General features: G+C 40.8%; 12 protein-coding genes. 1 reads left to right on the top strand and 11 read right to left on the bottom strand.

Going from position 1 to position 18,369, the window contains the following annotated elements; all coding sequences use genetic code 11:
* Positions 1–116 precede the first annotated feature (116 nt).
* Entirely contained in the window at positions 117–797 is a 681-nt protein-coding gene (rpiA, locus tag V7097_RS03950) for a ribose-5-phosphate isomerase RpiA (protein ID WP_335702290.1), read from the top strand.
* Positions 798–895: 98 nt separating this feature from the next.
* On the opposite strand, the gene yiaK is transcribed toward rpiA, so the two are convergent.
* The 11 genes from yiaK to V7097_RS03895 all read right to left on the bottom strand — a co-directional run bounded on the left by yiaK (position 896) and on the right by V7097_RS03895 (position 18,290).
* The gene (yiaK, locus tag V7097_RS03945; protein WP_335702289.1) at positions 896–1,900 is read right to left on the bottom strand and encodes a 3-dehydro-L-gulonate 2-dehydrogenase; all 1,005 of its coding nucleotides are present in this window, start codon (positions 1,898–1,900) and stop codon (positions 896–898) included.
* 305 nt (positions 1,901–2,205) lie between these two features.
* The gene (locus V7097_RS03940; RefSeq protein ID WP_335702288.1) at positions 2,206–3,294 is read right to left on the bottom strand and encodes a YecA family protein; all 1,089 of its coding nucleotides are present in this window, start codon (positions 3,292–3,294) and stop codon (positions 2,206–2,208) included.
* Positions 3,295–3,715: 421 nt separating this feature from the next.
* Entirely contained in the window at positions 3,716–5,365 is a 1,650-nt protein-coding gene (locus V7097_RS03935; RefSeq protein ID WP_335702287.1) for a DUF4127 family protein, read from the bottom strand.
* A 36-nt stretch (positions 5,366–5,401) separates the two neighbouring features.
* Positions 5,402–6,742 carry an FAD-dependent oxidoreductase gene (locus V7097_RS03930; RefSeq protein ID WP_335702286.1) on the bottom strand — a complete coding sequence of 447 codons (1,341 nt, stop codon included), beginning with the start codon at positions 6,740–6,742 and terminating at the stop codon, positions 5,402–5,404.
* A gap of 24 nt (positions 6,743–6,766) precedes the next feature.
* On the bottom strand, positions 6,767–7,603 hold the full coding sequence (locus V7097_RS03925; protein WP_335702285.1) for a carbohydrate ABC transporter permease: 837 nt from the start codon (positions 7,601–7,603) through the stop codon (positions 6,767–6,769).
* The gene (locus V7097_RS03920) at positions 7,593–8,528 is read right to left on the bottom strand and encodes a carbohydrate ABC transporter permease (protein ID WP_438824193.1); all 936 of its coding nucleotides are present in this window, start codon (positions 8,526–8,528) and stop codon (positions 7,593–7,595) included. The genes V7097_RS03925 and V7097_RS03920 overlap by 11 nt, the downstream gene beginning before the upstream one ends.
* A gap of 15 nt (positions 8,529–8,543) precedes the next feature.
* Positions 8,544–9,236, bottom strand: coding sequence for a hypothetical protein (locus V7097_RS03915; protein ID WP_335702284.1), 693 nt, complete (start codon positions 9,234–9,236; stop codon positions 8,544–8,546).
* A 68-nt stretch (positions 9,237–9,304) separates the two neighbouring features.
* Complete coding sequence (locus V7097_RS03910; RefSeq protein ID WP_335702283.1) at positions 9,305–10,591, bottom strand: ABC transporter substrate-binding protein; 1,287 nt, start codon at positions 10,589–10,591, stop codon at positions 9,305–9,307.
* A gap of 102 nt (positions 10,592–10,693) precedes the next feature.
* Entirely contained in the window at positions 10,694–11,395 is a 702-nt protein-coding gene (locus V7097_RS03905; protein ID WP_335702282.1) for a response regulator transcription factor, read from the bottom strand.
* Complete coding sequence (locus V7097_RS03900) at positions 11,392–13,245, bottom strand: sensor histidine kinase (protein ID WP_335702281.1); 1,854 nt, start codon at positions 13,243–13,245, stop codon at positions 11,392–11,394. The genes V7097_RS03905 and V7097_RS03900 overlap by 4 nt, the downstream gene beginning before the upstream one ends.
* Before the next feature lie 500 nt (positions 13,246–13,745).
* On the bottom strand, positions 13,746–18,290 hold the full coding sequence (locus V7097_RS03895; RefSeq protein ID WP_438824192.1) for a LysM peptidoglycan-binding domain-containing protein: 4,545 nt from the start codon (positions 18,288–18,290) through the stop codon (positions 13,746–13,748).
* Positions 18,291–18,369 lie beyond the last annotated feature (79 nt).

The raw sequence follows: 18,369 nt of genomic DNA, 5'->3' as shown, positions 1-18,369 counted from the left end.
CTATCAATTAAGTGAACTCTTAAACAAAAACTACTTCAATTCCACCAAATATGATAAGATAGGTGAAAAATTCACCTCATCAGATGATGGGTAAATCCCCAATTGGAGGGAAAAACATGGTCAATCAACAAGAATTAAGTAAAAAGGCAGTTGGTGAAAAGGCAACAGAATTTATTAAAGACGGTATGACAATTGGTCTAGGCTCTGGTTCCACGATCTATTGGACGCTCAAAAAACTCGGTGAAATCATCCAGCAGGGCATGAAGGTGAAAGGGATTCCCTCCTCCAAACGCACTGAAGGATTGGCTCATGAATTCAACATTCCACTCACCACATGGGCAGACGTCCAAAGACTTGATCTTGCAATTGATGGTGCCAATGAGGTGGACCAGCACCTCAACTTAATTAAGGGTGGTGGTGGCTCCCTCGTCCGCGAAAAAATGGTGAACATCCATGCCGATCAATTAATCATCGTTGCTGATGAATCCAAGCTCGTATCTGAACTAGGAAATTTCCCACTTCCTGTTGAGGTTCTTCCATTTGGTTGGGAAGTCACTACCTCACATATTTCACAGCTCGGAGCCATCCCGAAATTACGAATGAATGGTCAAGAGATTTTTATTTCTGATAACGGAAATTATATTCTTGACTGCCAATTCAACACAATATCGGACCCGAAAAGTCTACATAAAGAGCTGAAGCTTTTAACAGGCGTTGTCGAAACAGGACTTTTTATCGACATGGCTGATATTGTTATCCTTAGCGGTGACTCAGAAATACGGATGTTATCGAGATAAATTGCCCATCCCCCCACTTGATTGTGGAGGGATTTTTTTCCACTTAAACCTGTGTGTGTTTTCACCACAGTGGCTTTCGTTGCCGCCCCGTACTATTCTTAAATAATCTTAACCTTTTCCCAAACGGATTCATCTGCGTGAATGCCTTCTGTTTTGCTTCTTTCACGATATGCTGCTTGTCCTTCACCTGGATATCGAACCTTCCCACCTTCTTGCAATGGTATGCTATTTCTAAGTTGGTCAACTGTTCCTTGAATAACTGACTCCATTTGCTCCTCAGAAATGAAACGCTTCGGATCAAATGCCATAAAGACTTGGGAGCATCCAGTACAACTTCCTTGGTTGATTTCATCCATCATAGCTGTTGTGTTACCGTTCGCAAGGACAGATCCGAATAAATCTAGTAAAATAGCAAAGCTTGAGCCCTTCCAGTAACCCATTGGCATAATTCTTCCAGAATCCTCAATCTGACCTGGGTCTGTTGTAACGTTGCCCTCTGAGTCGAACCCGCCAGCAAATGGTAGTTGTTCTTCAGCTAAACGTGTTACTTGGATTTTTCCCCATGAAAATTGGCTTGCTGCCATGTCTAAAAGAAACGGCCCTTCTTCTCTCGGAATTCCCATACAAATTGGATTGTTCCCGATATTTTGATTGGCAGAGCCCCATGCTGGCATACAGGATTCTGTATTCGTCCAGCTAATTCCCATTAGCCCTTCATCAATCATGTCTAAAATATATGTACCACCACGCATCCAGTGGGTTGTATTACGTAAAGCGACAATTCCAACACCATTTTCCTTCGCTAATGCAATCGCACGCTGTGACGCTTTCTTTGCATTGATGATGCCAATTCCGCGATTTCCCTCATAAGTTTCAACAACACCAAAGCTATTCACCAAATTCATTTCTGCGTTAAGATTGACCCAGCCTTTCTTAACATAGTTTAGAAATCGAGGAACACGGTTCAAACCATGAGACTCAATCCCGTCTCTGCTTGTTTCCGTATGAATCTGTGCACATAGCTCTGCTTGCTCTTCGCTAAGTCCATTTCGTAAAAATGCCTGTTTAATTTCATGCTTCATTTCCTCAAAAGTAACCTGCATAATAGATCCCCTCCACTACTTACGATTCATATTTAATCTTAGGTGTTGCTAATGCTGTTCTGGATGAAAATTGACTATTCCACAAACAAGTAAGCCCTTTCATAGTTCATCAAAAAATTTTAATTGAACTTATTCTGAATACATGAGTACTTGTACACAAGTATGCTAACACAAAATTGTCACATTTTACAACCCCTTTATTGAAAATTTTATTTATTCCCTTTTTTTCGAGATTTCGCATTATAAATTTCCTACCTAAAGTAGAATCTGATAAATAAAAAAACAACCCAACAAGTGGATTGTTTCTACTCTTCCCATAATAAGTCATCTTCAAATTCATCTGCATCAACAAGTGCCTCGTATTTCGCAATTTCCTCCTGAAGAACTTTTTCAAGTTCCTTGAATTTTACCGAAATGCTACTTGGTGACACGTCGAATTCCTCGGCAAGCTCTTCCTGTGTGGATGTACCCTCATAGGGATAAATCATCTCAATCATGTAAACCAAAGCCGCCTCATAAATGCCCGTTTTGATAATCCTCGGGTTTTTACGAACACAATATTTATGCCATAATGTAAGTCCAATTCCGATAATTTCTTCTTCGTAATCGTACTCCTTCATCCGAACTTGAAACATTTCCGCTACCTCTTGCTGTTTTGGCGATTTCCATTCGTAATCCTCTGCGGATACGGAATCCTTTCCAAACATAAAAACCATGAATACGTTGATAAAATCATGTGACATAAAATCAACCGGATTCGTCTCGCCACTTTTTTCAAAGAGGTCAAGAATCATTTTTCTCATATCACCTGCAAATTGTGTTGGCAACTCAAGAAATGTCGGGAAAAAGATGGAGTTCGCCCCAGCAGGCAACAACGTTCCAAACACAAAATAACCTGCTTCCACTCCCGTTTCTGTTTCATAGATCCGCACGCGGTGCTCCACATCCGTAAAAATGTCCCGCACCTTCATATAGGTTCTCCGCTCGTCAACCTCAGTCACCGTGTAGGCAGACGGACGCGCTGCCTTCCATTTTTGTAAAAGGTCGCGAGTACGTGGGCGGCTACATTTCGGACCATAAATATCGACATACTCTTCTAAAATGGTTTTCCCGTCAGCCGGAATCGAGCTAATCACCCAAACTCGCGAAAAGAATGAAAATAAATCGTACACATCATCCGGAAGCTCCTCGAAAATATCAGCATACTCATCCAAAACATCATCTAAGAACTCTTCATACAAATGGAGTGCGTACTGAAACATATCATGTTGGATATCGTTCAGCTCGTTTTCCACGACTTGATCTATTGAAACGACTGCAGACCGGCCGCAGCATTTTTTATACTTTTTTCCACTCCCACAGATGCATTGGTCGTTCCGTCCAATAACCTTCATGAAAACCATTCACCCTTCCCTTTTAGCTATGAGACTATCATATCATAATTACTTGTAAAATAATGTGAATGGATATATTTTTCAGGAGTTGGGCGGGGTATTTGGGCGGTAACAAATAGGAAGACAGCTGATAATTGGTTGCGCCTTTAGTTGGGGAATTGCGTCGACACACATATTTGCGTCGCATCAGCAGGATTTGCATCCTTTCTCACATATTTGCGTCGCTCCAACTGGATTTGCATCTTCTCTCACTTATTTGCGTCGCATTAGCAGGATTTGCGTCCTTTCTCATTTATTTGCTTTTGCAGACACGGGAATTTCGACGACGCACACATATTTGCGTCGTCGCCAGCATATTAACATCTTTACCCAAAATAAATAAGAAGATAGACCAATTCAGTCTACCTTCTTTCGCAAATCCTTATTTTAATTCAAGCTCTGGCTCGAGTTCTGCTTCAAAGATACGCGGCCAAGGAAGTTTGACGTGTACACTTTCTAGATCAGAGATCGTCTTATAGAAATCCTTGTCTCCTCTAGAACCGATGTATACTTTTTTCCCGTCAAAATACTGGTACCATTTTTCTGTTTCAAGTGTTAGCTTTTCTTGAACAAAGCTATTTACTTGATCATATTTTTCTCCTAGGTCCCATTCACTTGCCCCGATAGATTGAAGATATTGTCTTGCCGCTGGATGAACAATATTTTTATAGCTTTGGTCCTTCGTAAAGCGATGGAGTAAAAATTCGTAATGGTACTCTGCTGTCTGCTCATATAAAGGGACACCAAATCCATTTTTTTGAGATAAAAATGCATAACGCGCTGCAGCATGACCTACTGTTATACCCAATGCATTTCCAGCAGTATTCCAGCCACTATAAGAAAGAATCTTGGTTAAATCCACATTCTCAGCTAACTCAGTCACAAACGCTTCATCAGCCTTGTTCACGATCCAAACATCTCCAATAGCCACCTGTTCTCCATTTGCAAGCAGTTCACTAGTTCTTGCTACAAGACCTTCTATGTCCTTCTCTCTTGTTGAATCAGATGCTGATGGAGTATTTAGCAGAAGATGGATATCAGCATCCTCTTCGTTAGTAACAACTTTTCCTCCAGCTGAAACAATATGTTTTTGAACATTATAATCAAAGGTTGTGTCCTCAAAAGGAGCTATCCAATCTTCCCCGTGAACCCCACCGTATTCTACAAAGAATGTTGGTGTTGTACCAAATAGTTGATTCACAAATCGGGATACCAAGACTACACTTACCTCATCTGCCCCTGGAAAAACCGATACTTGATCTTCAACATTCAGAGCATTCACTTTTTCAACTAAAAGCTCTCTTTCAGCACGATGAAGGCCATATGGGGCAGCGTCATCCTGGGATAAAATCAAATGGTCAATATAACCTTCATTCACCCAATCAATCATGAGATTATTAACCGTGTGATTTCTTGCCCTTGCTTTTTTATAGTCATCCAATACCGCTTCAGGAATTATTCTCTCTAATTCCTCAAGTCTTTCCTTTCCTTCCATCCCAAGGTTAACAACCTTATCAAAAAGGATCGCCCATTCACTGATTTGTGAATAATACTTCAGATACTCATCACTAATTGCTGTGACAGCTAATCGTTGAATTGTATCATACACGTAAACTGGTTTATCAGGATAAAGTTCTTTAAGTTGTTTGATCACCTGAATGTCGGAGATAGCATCTTCAAGCGACTTTGTTCCTGTTCGAGAGGCAACTAGTCCCCCATAAGCCAGCATACTTGTTGAAATAACAAACCCATCTGCTTTATCTCCATTTTCGATTAGCCATTTACTAATTTCTTCACCATTTCCTGGTGTCGTAAACTTTCCAATCATCTCTTTAGGTGGTGCACTAACTTCAACACCAGCTGAATATCCTACTTGGATTGGAAAATAGATGTTTGCTGGTCGATCATCAAGTGGAACCATTAAGATTGTTGCAAGTTCATCTTTTTCCTTTGCAGCACTTATAACGCTGGCTGAGCTAAATAACAAAAGAACCGCAAGACCCATCGTAATCACTTTTCTCCATTTCTTCATTGGTTTCCTCCTAATTATTACTTACTTTTTTACACCTTATAGAACTACCCCATTTTCTACTAAAATCGCTTGTAGCTTGTTGATGTCTATATCCTTTGGTGCAACATTTTCAGTAATTGAAAGTGCTGCGGCTGTTCCAGCTGCTTGCCCTGTTGCCATTGCACTAGGAGTAAGTCTTGTTGTTGCTAATGCCTCATGTGTAGTTGAAATACACCTCCCTGCTACTAATAAATTCTCAATTTTCCTGGGCACAAGGCTTCTATATGGAATGCCATAGCTTCCATCTCCCTCGATGTCATTTGCCTGAACACCTTTACCAGTTGGGTCATGTATGTCAATTGGGTAGCCACTAAGAGCAATCGTATCCTCAAATTTTTTCCCCGCCACTACATCCGCAATTGTAAGGGCATATTGTCCATCAATACGGCGAGTTTCTCGGATACCAATTTGTGTACCAACAGCCGAAATAGACGCTTTTTCAAAGCCAGGAATCTTCTTCTGTAAAAATTCAGCCATCATCAGTACTTGTTTTCTACCTTCTTTTTCACCCTCGGATAGGTCAAATACATCTGTTCCATCTAATCCCTGAACGCGTGTACAATTGACTAAAACCTCATCATCCTCGGGACCTGCAAAAAAGAGCACTTGATCACGATTAATCGGAACACCAGATTCATTCCATTCCTTATAAAAGCCTTGAACACCTGTTAGTGGCAATTCATCTAATTCGGCGATCGGGGTTTTTTTATAAAAATTACTCGGGTTTGCCTTCATCTCTTCCTTTACCTTTGACAAATCCACGCCTCTCATACGAAACTTCATTGTCATTGGCTGTGTTTTGTTATCACTATCTCTTCCTTTTAAGCATGGAGCTCCAGATAAATAGGCAATATCTGCATCCCCAGTTGTATCAACAAATCTCTTTGCCGAAACAGTGATTGGTCCGGACTTCGTTGTTAAGTTAATAGATGTAATGATGTCCCCGTCAACCTCTACCTTATCAACAAAGCTATGAACAAGGACTTCAACCCCAGCCTCTTCAAGCATTTCGAGTGCTAAAAGCTTGTATTTTTCAGGATGATAGGGAGTTAGTGTACTGGTAAAGCCGACGGTATCCCGTAAATGACCCGGCGAACCATCTTGTTCCATTAGCCGATCGACAATTTCTTGTGCAATCCCTTTTATTACTTGCTTTCCTGATGATGTATGAAAGGTCATCCACGGATATACTAAAGCTACCGTAGACATCCCACCCAAAAATCCATATCTTTCAATAAGTAGTGTTTTTGCTCCTGCTCTACCTGAAGCAATCGCTGCATTAATACCTGCAGGACCTCCCCCTGCAACCACGACATCAAACTCTAGTTCTCTCCTCAAAATAGACACATCCTTGTAGGTTTTTTACTTTCCACCGGTCATTGCAACACCTTGAATAAATTGTTTTTGTGCAAAGAAAAATACAATTAATAATGGAACGGTTGCCATAACTGATGCACTCATGAGTAGCTCCCACTTCGTTCCAACCTCGTCAGTGAACAAGGCTAATGCTAATGGCAATGTCATCAACTCTTTTGAATTGATATAAATGAGTGGCTCATAGAATTCATTCCAGCTTGTTAAAAATGTAAAAATCGTTAAAGTAGCAATCGCTGGTTTCGCTAGTGGGAGCATGATATTCCAATAGATTCGAAAATACGAGCAACCATCAAGTTTTGCTGCCTCTTCCAATTCTTTAGGAACTAATAAGAAAAACTGTCTCATGACAAAGACGCCAAATACACCTGCTGGGCCTAAAATAGGAATAGCAATTAACGGAACATGTGTATCGATTAATCCTAAATCCCTCATAAACAAAAAGAGTGGTATTGTAATAACCTCAACTGGGATCATCATTGTGCTAAGTAAACAGAGGAATAGGAATGAACTTCCTTTAAATTGTAGTTTCGCAAACGCATAGCCAGCCAATGAGCCTAAAAAAATGGTCCCAACTGTAACAAGAATTGCTATATATAAGCTATTAAAATAAAAAAGGTGAAAGGGTGTAGAATCAAGTACTTTTAAATAATTCTCCCATTTAAATGGTTCTGGGATTAACTGAAAAACAAACACCTTCGTTGAGTCTTTGAAGGATGTATTCACCATCCATAATAATGGAACAATCATGATAAGAGATATGAGTGACAAAATTCCGTAAAATGAAATTTTCGTAAGTATACCGTTTTTCTTTTTATTGTTCATGGAATACCCACCTTCTTCTCCCAACCCACTGAATAATGGTAAAGAATAAAATGATTACAAATAATACGAGGGCGATTGCTGAAGCGTACCCAAAATCAAACAGTTTAAATGCATTTTCCCAAATATAGTAGACTAGTACTTTGGTAGAATTCCCTGGTCCTCCACCTGTCATTACATAAATTTGGCCAAACACTTTCATCGATCCAATAACCGTTAAAATCAATGTTAGAAAGACGGTTGGTGTAATCATCGGAAGGGTGATATTCCAAAATTGTCTTCCTTTTCCTGCCCCATCTAATACAGACGCCTCGTACAAATTTTTATCTACTTGCTGTAATGCAGCTAAAAACAGAACCATATTTAACCCTACATTCTTCAATGCACTTACAACAATGACAGCTGCCATCGCAAGGTTTGGTGAATATAACCAAGCCGGCCCATCAATCCCAAACACAGCAAGTAGTTGATTGATAAAGCCTTCATCTGTCCCGAACATATACTTCCAAATAATGGACCATACTACGATCGATGTCATAACTGGAATAAAAATAGCTGTTCGAAAGATACCAATCCCTGGTAAATTCCGTTGTAAAAGAAGTGCCAAAAATAATGCAAGGACAATATTGATTGGAACAAGTCCTGCCGCAAAAATTAACGTATTTTTTAGTACTACCCAGAAGTCAGGGTCATTGACTAGCCTTTCGTAGTTTTCCGCACCAATAAAGTTCGGATCCCCAAGAAGCTGCCAATCTGTGAAACTAATATAAATCGAATATACAAGCGGAAATACCATTACTAACAAGAATCCCAATACCATTGGGCTAACAAATAAATACCCGTAAAATGACTCACTACCTACGAATTTTCGTCTCCTCTTTTCACTGTTCAAAGGTAGGCGATTCGCTGTTTGTACTTTTGGTTCCACTTCATCCTACCTCCTTTATAATTTGTCAATTTCTTCTCGAAAAGTGGAGATTGCTTTCTCAATACTTTCTACGGTGTGTCCAGTAACGATGGCGCCAAGCATAACAGCCTTTACTCCTGCTTGATAAAGAACTGGTATATCATGAGGCGCCAGTTTTCTTTGTGAAGGAACAAGTACAGGTACATCTACGTTTTGCACGAGTTTACTATAGGCAAGTACATCTTTAAAAGTTAGTGACGTACCATACTCCTCACCTCTGATGATTGATGCTTCTAAGGCAGTAATTCCAAAATGCTTTACATTCCCTATATTCGCGAGATTGTAATCATTGGTTATAGCAAATGTTTTTTCAATCGGATCTAGCCCTAGCATCCAACCTGGCTTATCGTGCGCATAAATCGAATAAAAACCAAAACCAAGATTGATAAGCTTCTCCATTTCAGTTTGTTTTATATCTTCAAATGAGCCACCCGGAACAATCCCAAGTGGTCCAGAAAATTCATCCCTAATACTACGAAATATTTCAGAATAAGAGTCAACCTCTAAAAAATGATTTCCTGATGCACGATGTTCAACATTTACATGCATTTTTATTACATCAACGCCGGCACGAATGGCAGCTCTCGCTAGATCTAACCGATTTTCTGGCAAACTCACAATTAATGTCATTTTCTTTTTTTCTAATACATGCTGTAAAGATGTAGTCAAGCGATTTCACCCCTAGTAAAAGGTAAGCGGTTAATCCTGTTACAGGTTAACCGCTCCTTGTAATTCTTTTATTTCAATAGTGGATTAATTTTTTCTTCCATCGATTTTAAGATGTCTTCAGGCTCTTTTAATTGTCCAAATAACTCGTCAAATCCAAATTGAATAGCGTTGTCAATTTTTTGCCACTCAATATGACCGGCTTGAAGTCTTGCATTGTCCATTTCATCAATTACCGCTCTTTGAATGCTCTCAACTGGCGGATTATTTGGTTGATTCACAAACTCATCAGAGCTTAAAACAGACTCACGTGGAGGTACAAAGAAAGTAGATGTTGCTGTGATTCCCTCTTGGCTTGTAAAGAACTTTAATAGCTCCTTAGCTTCCTCAGGATGTTTAGAACCTTTGAATAAACCATAACCTGCCTGACCAAGCATTGGGAATCTACCTTCAGGTCCCTCTGGTAGTGGGGCAATATCCCACTTAAAATCTTGTACATTACGTGCAGCCGACACATAACTATACACATCGAAAAACATTCCAATTTTTCCTGATTCAAAGCTTACTTGTTCCCCAGCTTTTGGATGTGATGCGTCTGCAAACATCATACGGTCAAGCATTTTAAAAGTTTCTACACCTTGAGGACTATTCCAAGTGAATTCTGTTTGACCTTCATTAAACAAGTCCCCACCGTTTGCCCAAGTGTGTGATAATAAAGTAATCCATGTATTCCAATCACGGAAGAAGTTTGCACCATATACACCATCAGCTGAAATAGCTTTTGCGGACTTTTCAAATTGCTCCCATGTCCATGTTCCAGCTTCCGCATGCTCGTTAGGTGTTTTTTCACCTGCATTTACGAACAAGTCCTCATTATAAAATATTACAGATGGAGGAGTTGAAAACGGAATCCCTAGAAGTTGATCATCTTTCTTAAATAGATCAAGAGTAGATGGGAAAAAGTCATCCATGTTATACTCAGCATCATCTTTGAAGGAAGATACATCATCTAACAGATCATTTTCCATAAATTGTGGCACCATGCGCTCCGCTACCCATCCAACATCCGGTAATTCTCTACCTGCCGCCAAAACTGTAATCTTTTGCTGGTAGTCTGGGAAAGGTACACTTTCCATTTTTACCTTAATATTTGGATGTGTTTCGTTGAACTTCTCAATAAGTTTGTTGTAGACTTCCTGGTGAGCTTCACTTCCCCACATCATGAAGGTTAACTCTACTGGTTTATCCGTTTTTTTGTCCCCATCGTTTTTTGAACCGCTCGTACCTGCATCATTGCTACATGCAGCTGTAAACGCTATCAAAAAAACCGTTAAAAAAATAATTCCAAGCTTTTTCATTTTAGTAATCCCTCCCTTTGTGTTTCATTTTAATGAATAAGCCCAGAAAAAAATATCCTCTCAAAAATAGAAATAGTTCGCTAATCTTAGATATAGTGAATATTAAGAAAGCTTACGGAACTGAATCGGTGTCATCCCTACCTCTTGCTTAAATACGGACATAAAATGTTTAGGACTTTTATAACCAGAAAGCTGAGCAACCTCATACACCTTTAAATTGGTATCTTCTAAAAGTTTTTTTGCTCGTTTTAGTCGTTCCTCCGTAATATACTCTGTAAATGTTTGATTACGTTCTGCTTTAAAAAGCTGACCCACATATTGGGGGTTCAAATATACATGTTCTGCAATATGCTTGAGCGTTATTTCATGACTTAAATGATCGTCAATGTATTGAAGGATTTTTTGAAATTGTTTTGAGGTTTCTAATGATTCCTCTTCCGAATCCTTAAATAGCTTTGAAATGGTTTCAGATAGTTCAACCCTGTTAATCGGCTTTAATAAATAATCCGTTATTCCATAACGCATTGCCATCCGTGCATACTCAAAATCGCTATGTCCACTTAAAATAATGATTGGAACCTCCTTCGATATCTGTCTAACCTTAGAAATAAAGGTTAAACCATCCATTGCTCCCATTCGAATGTCGGTAATTATTAGATGAGGAATTCGTTGGTGAGAAAGCGATAGTCCCTCCTCTCCACTTTTAGCCTCGCGGACAGAAAATCCACCAATTACTTGTTCGAGTAATACCTTTAGACCCGCCCTTATAACCTCTTCATCCTCAACTATTAGAATTTCTTTCACTTTTCTTCCCCCATTCTTTGAATCGGAAACGTCAAAATTACTGAAAAGCCTTTTGTTTTTCCACCTTCTATTTGTATTCCATACTGTTTTCCATACAAAAGCTGAAGCCTTTCATGAACATTTGAAAGAGCAATTCCGCTATGTTTTTCAGTGGATGTATGTTGTTGATTTTCTATTAATCTTCTAAGCTCTGTTAAACGTTCATTTTTAATTCCTTTTCCATTATCTTCGACCTTGATCGTTACATGATTGCCTTCCCTGTTTACCCTAATAAAAATGGAACCCGCACTACTTGATAAACCATGAACTATCGCATTTTCAACTAGGGGCTGGAGGACTAGCTTTGGCAGCAATACATCATATAAGGAAGGCTCAATTTCCTCTAAATAATGGAGCTTTTCGCCCATCCTTACCTTTTGAATCGAAATGTAAGATTGTATAAACTGTAACTCTTTCTTTAACGACACAACCTTTGATGAATTATCAATTGTATATCTTAGGAGCCTCCCTAACGAAGATACCATATCAGATATATCCAGATTTCCTTTCGTAATCGCAAGCATATTAATCGATTCTAATGTGTTATAGAGAAAGTGAGGATTCATCTGACTTTGTAAGGCTCTTACTTCCGCCTCTTTTTCTCGCAAGCCCGTCTTATATACTTCTGATACAAGTCTATCAATCTCCTTAATCATATGATTAAAGCCGTTTCCAAGCTGGCCAATTTCATCGTTAGATGCTAGTTCGACCCTCTGAGAAAAGCTTCCTTTTTGAACATTATCCATGGCCTTTCGTAATTTATGGATTGATTGTACTAGTGGTTTGGAGAGCACAAAACCTAGTAAAAGAGAAATTATGATTCCAATAATAACAACAATTATAATCATTTTTCTTAAATGATTCACTTCACTAAATACAACAGAACTGGGGGTTAGCATGATCGTTTTCACTCCAGAGTATGAGGATTCCTTGTAAACCATCATGTAATCCTTTCCTTTAGTCGAAAAATTTGTATAGTTTTTTACGGTCACTCCTTCCAATTCTTCCAAAAAGCTTGGCTCAATTATTTTATTTTCCTTGTTTGGATAAATTAATTGATTGTCGCTGTCTAAAATAAAAATATGACTGTTTGAGATTGTATTTCCGATAATTTCCTCGATAAGCTCCTGCTTCAAATCTACTTTTATAATTCCAAGTGGCTCATATGTTGAAGGGTCGCGAATAAGCCTGCCAACAGAAAATACGGATGTTTCTTTATTTAAATAGTAATTGGGTTGGTGAAGGGGTAGTAACACCCACTCTCCATCTGCCTTCTCAATCTTCTTAATCCATTCATTGTTTCTTTCAAAAACTTTTAGCATCACAGAATTCGAATCCAAATTACTAAAAATGGTCCCATCATTTGCTAAAATATGAATCCCCTTAATCTCATTTCGCATATGTATTAAACTTGAAATATACCTCCACATCGGGAGCCGTTCGGATGCAGGTGGAAATACAGTAGATGCACTTGGTTCTTGATGGACTTTTAAAATATCCAAAACCCGCTGGTCATATAGTGGTGAAAGTGAAATAATTTGCATCTCTTTTAAATACCGATTGATATTCTGATTAATTTGATCGGCCAGTTGAATCTGGTATTCCTCCGTCCTTTTTTGACTAGATTTCGCAAATTGATAATACGTGATACTCCCCAATATTAGAGCTGTTAAAAGAATTAAGAGTGAAAAAACAAGCATAAGTTTTACACGGTAAGGTAACGAAAGTAAATTGTTTTTAAGTCGTTGATAATGCGGAATCCCCATTGATTTCCCCTCATGTTTGAAGTGTTTTTTTATTTCATTCGACATTTACTGTTGAAATCCTTTGTATGCTTCAAAAGGAAAAAGAAACTACTGCTAATACATAACATTTTTGGACTGATCATTTGAAAAATACGGCTAACAAAGCTGCTTTTGATTGCTCGCATTTAAGATTAACCTCCCTATGGCCGTTAAGCAGCATTCTATGGTCATTATTTTGTTTTTATAGCCATTATTTTCATTTTATGGTCATTAGGTCCTGTTCTTCGGCCGTTAGCAAAAATAGAACCCGAATGTCCTCATTCGGGTCCTCAATTAAACTGGTATCTTCAACGTTTTGCCAATACTTAGTATGTCACTGTCGTTTTGATGTTGTCGACAGTGGTGTTATCGTCTGAACACCAATTTACTGTCACTATATCCAAAATACTGTCACTATCCGAGAAATACTGCCACTAATCTCGATTTGCTGCCACTATTTTAAAAATACTCTCACTAACGACAATTCAGCAAAACCCGAACGCCACCAAAGGCATTCGGGTCCCTACTTAAACCTGTATCTTCAACGTCTGTCCAATACTCAGTATGTCACTCGTTAAGTTATTCGCCGTTTTTATGTCGGCAACGGTGGTATTATACCGTTTGGCAATTCCATATAAGGTATCACCTGAAGCGACTGTATACACCACAACATTTGTAGGTACCTTTAATACCTGCCCGACATAGATCATGTCCGAGGTTAGGTTGTTTGCATTTTTAATAGCGGTCACGGATGTGCCATTTTTCGAAGCAATCTGCGACAGTGTGTCGCCCGCTACAACTGTATAGTTTACTGTATATGCCGGTGTAGTCGCGCCGCCCACGTTCCCAGGAGGAGGTGGAGCCGTTTGTGCAACTTCATCCGTCGGAATCCGCAATACCTGTCCGATATACAACGAGTCTGATGTTAGACCGTTTGTCTTCTTCAACGCACTAACCGTTGTATCGTTGCGGTTCGCGATTGCCCAGAGCGAATCACCGGCAACAACTGTGTATGTTTTATAATTCTGGACAGGTCCAGTATAGACTGGGGACACAACTGGCACAGTGTTAGGCAATGTTGTCGTGTAGCTGTTCCAGACGTCTTTGTTTTCCTGACCGAGGCTCCAGTTTCCAACGCCACGAATATTGTATTTACCGACAAGCTCAAGCTTTTTCTGAATCGATTCGTCATTTTCATACCAAATGGTGTAGGTTCCTGGAGAAAGTGCGGCCCCACTCACAAATGTCTGAGGGTCGCCCTCTTTAATTGTGATGATCGCTTTTGGGGTTTTGCTCACTTCATCAAACACAACGGTGCCGTTATAGCGATCAATCAAGGTCTGAACCTGACTATTTGAAATTCCGAAGCCACCATAGGTTTGTCCTTCAATCCAATAGCGACCAAAATGTGCAATTCCAAGGACAATCTTATCAGGCGCGACATCCTGCGCCAGGGCGTACTGAATTGATTTTTCAACCCACGAATAGCTTGCGACTGACCCAGGGTTGCCGCCCTGATAGCTCTCGTCGTACGCCATGATCATGAGATAATCTGCGTATTTCGCAAGATTTGTGTAGTCGTACGACCCATGCCAACCCGCATTCCAGCCATTTGGATTGGCTGCAACCGCGACTGACACTTCCTTCGTTGGCGGTATTTTTTCACGTAGCAGTCGAACAAATTCGGTATAGTTTGCGCGGTCCACATCGGACACATTTTCGATATCGACATTGACTCCATCGAGATTATAGCGCGCGATTGCATCAGCAATTTGCTGTGCAGCAAGCTCCTTGTTTGCAAGCATCGCCCGACCCACATCGCGGTTCCAATGGTTACTTAAAAATGGAACAACACGAATTCCTTGTCTGTGCATCGTCTCGATAAAATTCGGATCAACCTGGTAGGTGAGCTTCAGCGTTCCGTCCGGGTTTATATCAAAATAACTCGGTGCGACAATGTTCACGGCATGTCCCGTTGAATTCACCGTATTCACATATTCTTTTGTATTGCCAAAATACATATACCCAAGATTGACGACCTCGCTCGCAGTTATTGGCAGGCGTAGCGTTTGGTTAGGTTGAAGCACATCGCTCGTCAAATTGTTCAGCGACATTAGTGAATCGACCGTCGTGTTGTAGCGCTTTGCTACAGTATACAAGGTGTCTCCCTGGGCAACCGTATACGAATTCAGCGAAACATTTGTTACTCCGCTTTTATTTCCTGCTTCGTCTGTTTGCGTAACAGAGGCTGACGCAACATTAGAGGCTTGGTCGACATACACATCGACTGAATAATATCCATTCTCATCTGCATTTGCGATTCTTGTGACGAGCACATTTTTATCAGCATCTAAAAGGGAAACCTCAACCTTTGCATTCGCTTCCGCAGTCCCAATCACCGTATAAATGTACTGCAGGTTTTCATAGCGGAAGCCGTTCTTTGTTGCGGCTACATTTTCAACGACTGTGTCCTTTACAATTGTCAACGCTTCGACAATACTCTTGTTACCAGCACGGTCTGTTTGTCGCGCTTCAAAGGTCAATGGCCCATCCTTCAGCCCTGATAGATTGAAATTGGCACCGAACGCTCCGTTTACAACTTGTGCGGTTTGCCTCACTGTTGTCGCGCCATCACTAACAACCATCTCAACGGTCGCTCCTTCTTCCACGCTTGAGCCCGTAATTGTAAAATTCGACTGGTTCTCGAGATTCACATAAGCTGGCTGATTCGTCACCACCCCAGATGGTACCGTTGTATCTTTTTCAAGCGTAAAGGTTCTCGTTTCACCAACATTTCCGGCATTATCTGTTGCACGGAATGTGGCGGTCAGCTCGCCATCCTTCAACACACTCAGATCAAAAATTTCCTCTATCCTTCCGTCGTCATTCGTTTCAACCGTTTTCGTAACCACATTCGCACCATCCGAAATTTCGATCACAACTGTACTATGCGGTTCAACGACACCACGAATTGGGTAAACCAACACATTATCCGAAAAAATGGGCAGCGGCGTTTCCAGCTGAATATCGGATGGCCCCACTGTATCCTTGATCAAGGTCTTGGTTACTGCCGGACTCACATTTCCCGCTCGGTCGACCTGGGTTAATTCAAACGATAAATCCCCATCTGAAAAAGCAGTCAAATCAACAGGCAAGCGGTATTCACCATTTTCATTTGCGGTTACGGTCACAACCTGTTCCTGTCCATTTCCATTAAAAATGCGAATCCGTAAATCTGTGTTTGCCTCAGCTTTCCCGATTAGCTGGTAGTTCGCTTGATTTTTTCCGGTAATAAATTCGGTATTATGAAAAATCGGTGCTGTCGGCGCCTTTGTGTCTTTTTCAACCGTTACATTACTCACATTACTTGTAATGCCGGCTGCACTTGTTTGGAACGCTGAAATTGTCAGATTTGTATCCAACAAGGCGCTCACATCAATGGCGACATTGAACTCCCCATTTTCATTCGCTGTTGTCGATGTGATGATATCCGGATTCACCCCATCAGACACTGTGATATCAACGGTTGTGCCCGGCTGTGCCATTCCGAAAATATGATAGCTTGTCGCCGTCATACTGTTGATGATCTCCGTATTACTAATGACAGGTGGTGCTAGCGTTGTTTCCTTGATGAGTGTTGCCTGCTCAATTTCGCTTCGATTTCCGTACTCGTCAATTGCACTTGCTGTGATAAAAATTTCCCCGTCATTCAAGGTGCGAAGGTCAGCAGTTGTTTGGAACTCGCCGCTTTCGTTCGCAACAGCTTCCACCGTAATTTCAGGATTCACTCCATCCGATAACACCATTTGTACGGTCGAACCTGGGTCCGCCATTCCTAACAGCGTGTAGCTGTTGGCATTTTGTGTGGTGACCGTTTGCTTCGTGTCAAGGACAGGCTCACCCACAATAGAGTCCTTCGTTACGGTAACCTGTGCCGGTGCAGAGCTATTTTGAGCTTCATCTGTTGTGGTTGCGGTAATGGTGATCGTTCCGTCCTTCAAACTAGACAGGTCCAAAGCCGTCTGGAATTCGCCGTTTTCGTTCGTTGTAATTGTGGTTTCCACAGCCGGGTTAACACCATCTGTTGCGCGAATTGTAATTGTCGAATTTGGCTCAGCCGTTCCTGCGAACGTATAATTAGCTACATTTTTACCAGTAATGTCTTGTAATTCTTGAAAAATGGGCGCCTCAACTGTGGTATCCTTTTTCACTGTCAGCTTCGTCATGCCACTTTCGTTTCCAGTAGAATCAACGGCCTTCGTCGTTATCGAAATTGGACCGTCGCGCAATTTGCTGAGATTCACAAACGCACTAAATTCCCCTCTTTCATTCGTGAGAACTTCCGTCGTAATTGGTGCATTTACTCCATCAAAAAAGACAATTTGCACTCGCGATGCGGGCTCCGCCGTTCCTGTCACCGGATAGGAATGAGCCGACTCGCTATTGATAATCTGGGTATGAACCAAGGTTGGTGCATCCGTTTTTGTATCTTTTTTAATCGATTGGGTTGCTTCGGTGCTTTTATTTCCTGCTTCGTCTGTTGCTGTAGCTGTGATGGTGATGGAACCATCTTGTAATTCGGAAACATCAATTCCTGTTCTAAATGCACCATTTACATCCGCCTTTACTTGAACGGTTATTGGTGAAGTGACAGCATCAGTTACCGTAAGTGTCACCAAAGCATTGGCTTCAGTCGTACCAGAAACCGTGAGATTGGACTGGTTGGCTGTTGTAACCCCGAGAATCTGCACGAGAGCTGGTGCGGTTGGCGCAGTTGTGTCAGCAGGAACAGGTGGTGGCTCTTCGACGACTGGATCCGTGTCTGGGGTTTCTACTGGTTCCACCGGGATAGTCGGTGCAGCAGGAATCGTCAACACCTGACCAATTGATAAATTTGTCGTTGTTAAATTATTCGCAGCTTGGATGGCTCCAACAGATGTGCCAAACCGCTTGGAAATACTATATAATGTGTCGCCTGCAACAACTGTATATGTTGAAGTGACGGGTGTCGGAGGTGGAATTGTCGGTGTAACCACATCTGGCTTGGCTTCACTTCTCGGAACCTTAAGCACCTGCCCAATGCTCAGCACATCTGACGTCATTTGGTTGAGCGATTTTATCTGATCAACCGTTGTGCCCAATTTTATAGAT

The sequence above is a fragment of the Bacillus sp. JJ1562 genome (genome assembly GCF_036962705.1).
GTDB lineage: Bacteria > Bacillota > Bacilli > Bacillales > Bacillaceae_L > Ferdinandcohnia.
The sequence above is the reverse complement of the archived record's forward strand: the minus strand, read 5'-3'. Positions and strand labels throughout refer to the sequence as shown.

What these genes read in the sequence shown, in the direction of transcription:
- rpiA (WP_335702290.1), top strand. Translation starts at nt 117, where the DNA reads ATGGTCAATCAACAAGAATTAAGTAAAAAGGCAGTTGGTGAAAAGGCA.
- yiaK (WP_335702289.1), bottom strand. Translation starts at nt 1,900, where the DNA reads ATGCAGGTTACTTTTGAGGAAATGAAGCATGAAATTAAACAGGCATTT.
- V7097_RS03940 (WP_335702288.1), bottom strand. Translation starts at nt 3,294, where the DNA reads ATGAAGGTTATTGGACGGAACGACCAATGCATCTGTGGGAGTGGAAAA.
- V7097_RS03935 (WP_335702287.1), bottom strand. Translation starts at nt 5,365, where the DNA reads ATGAAGAAATGGAGAAAAGTGATTACGATGGGTCTTGCGGTTCTTTTG.
- V7097_RS03925 (WP_335702285.1), bottom strand. Translation starts at nt 7,603, where the DNA reads ATGAACAATAAAAAGAAAAACGGTATACTTACGAAAATTTCATTTTAC.
- V7097_RS03910 (WP_335702283.1), bottom strand. Translation starts at nt 10,591, where the DNA reads ATGAAAAAGCTTGGAATTATTTTTTTAACGGTTTTTTTGATAGCGTTT.
- V7097_RS03900 (WP_335702281.1), bottom strand. Translation starts at nt 13,245, where the DNA reads ATGTCGAATGAAATAAAAAAACACTTCAAACATGAGGGGAAATCAATG.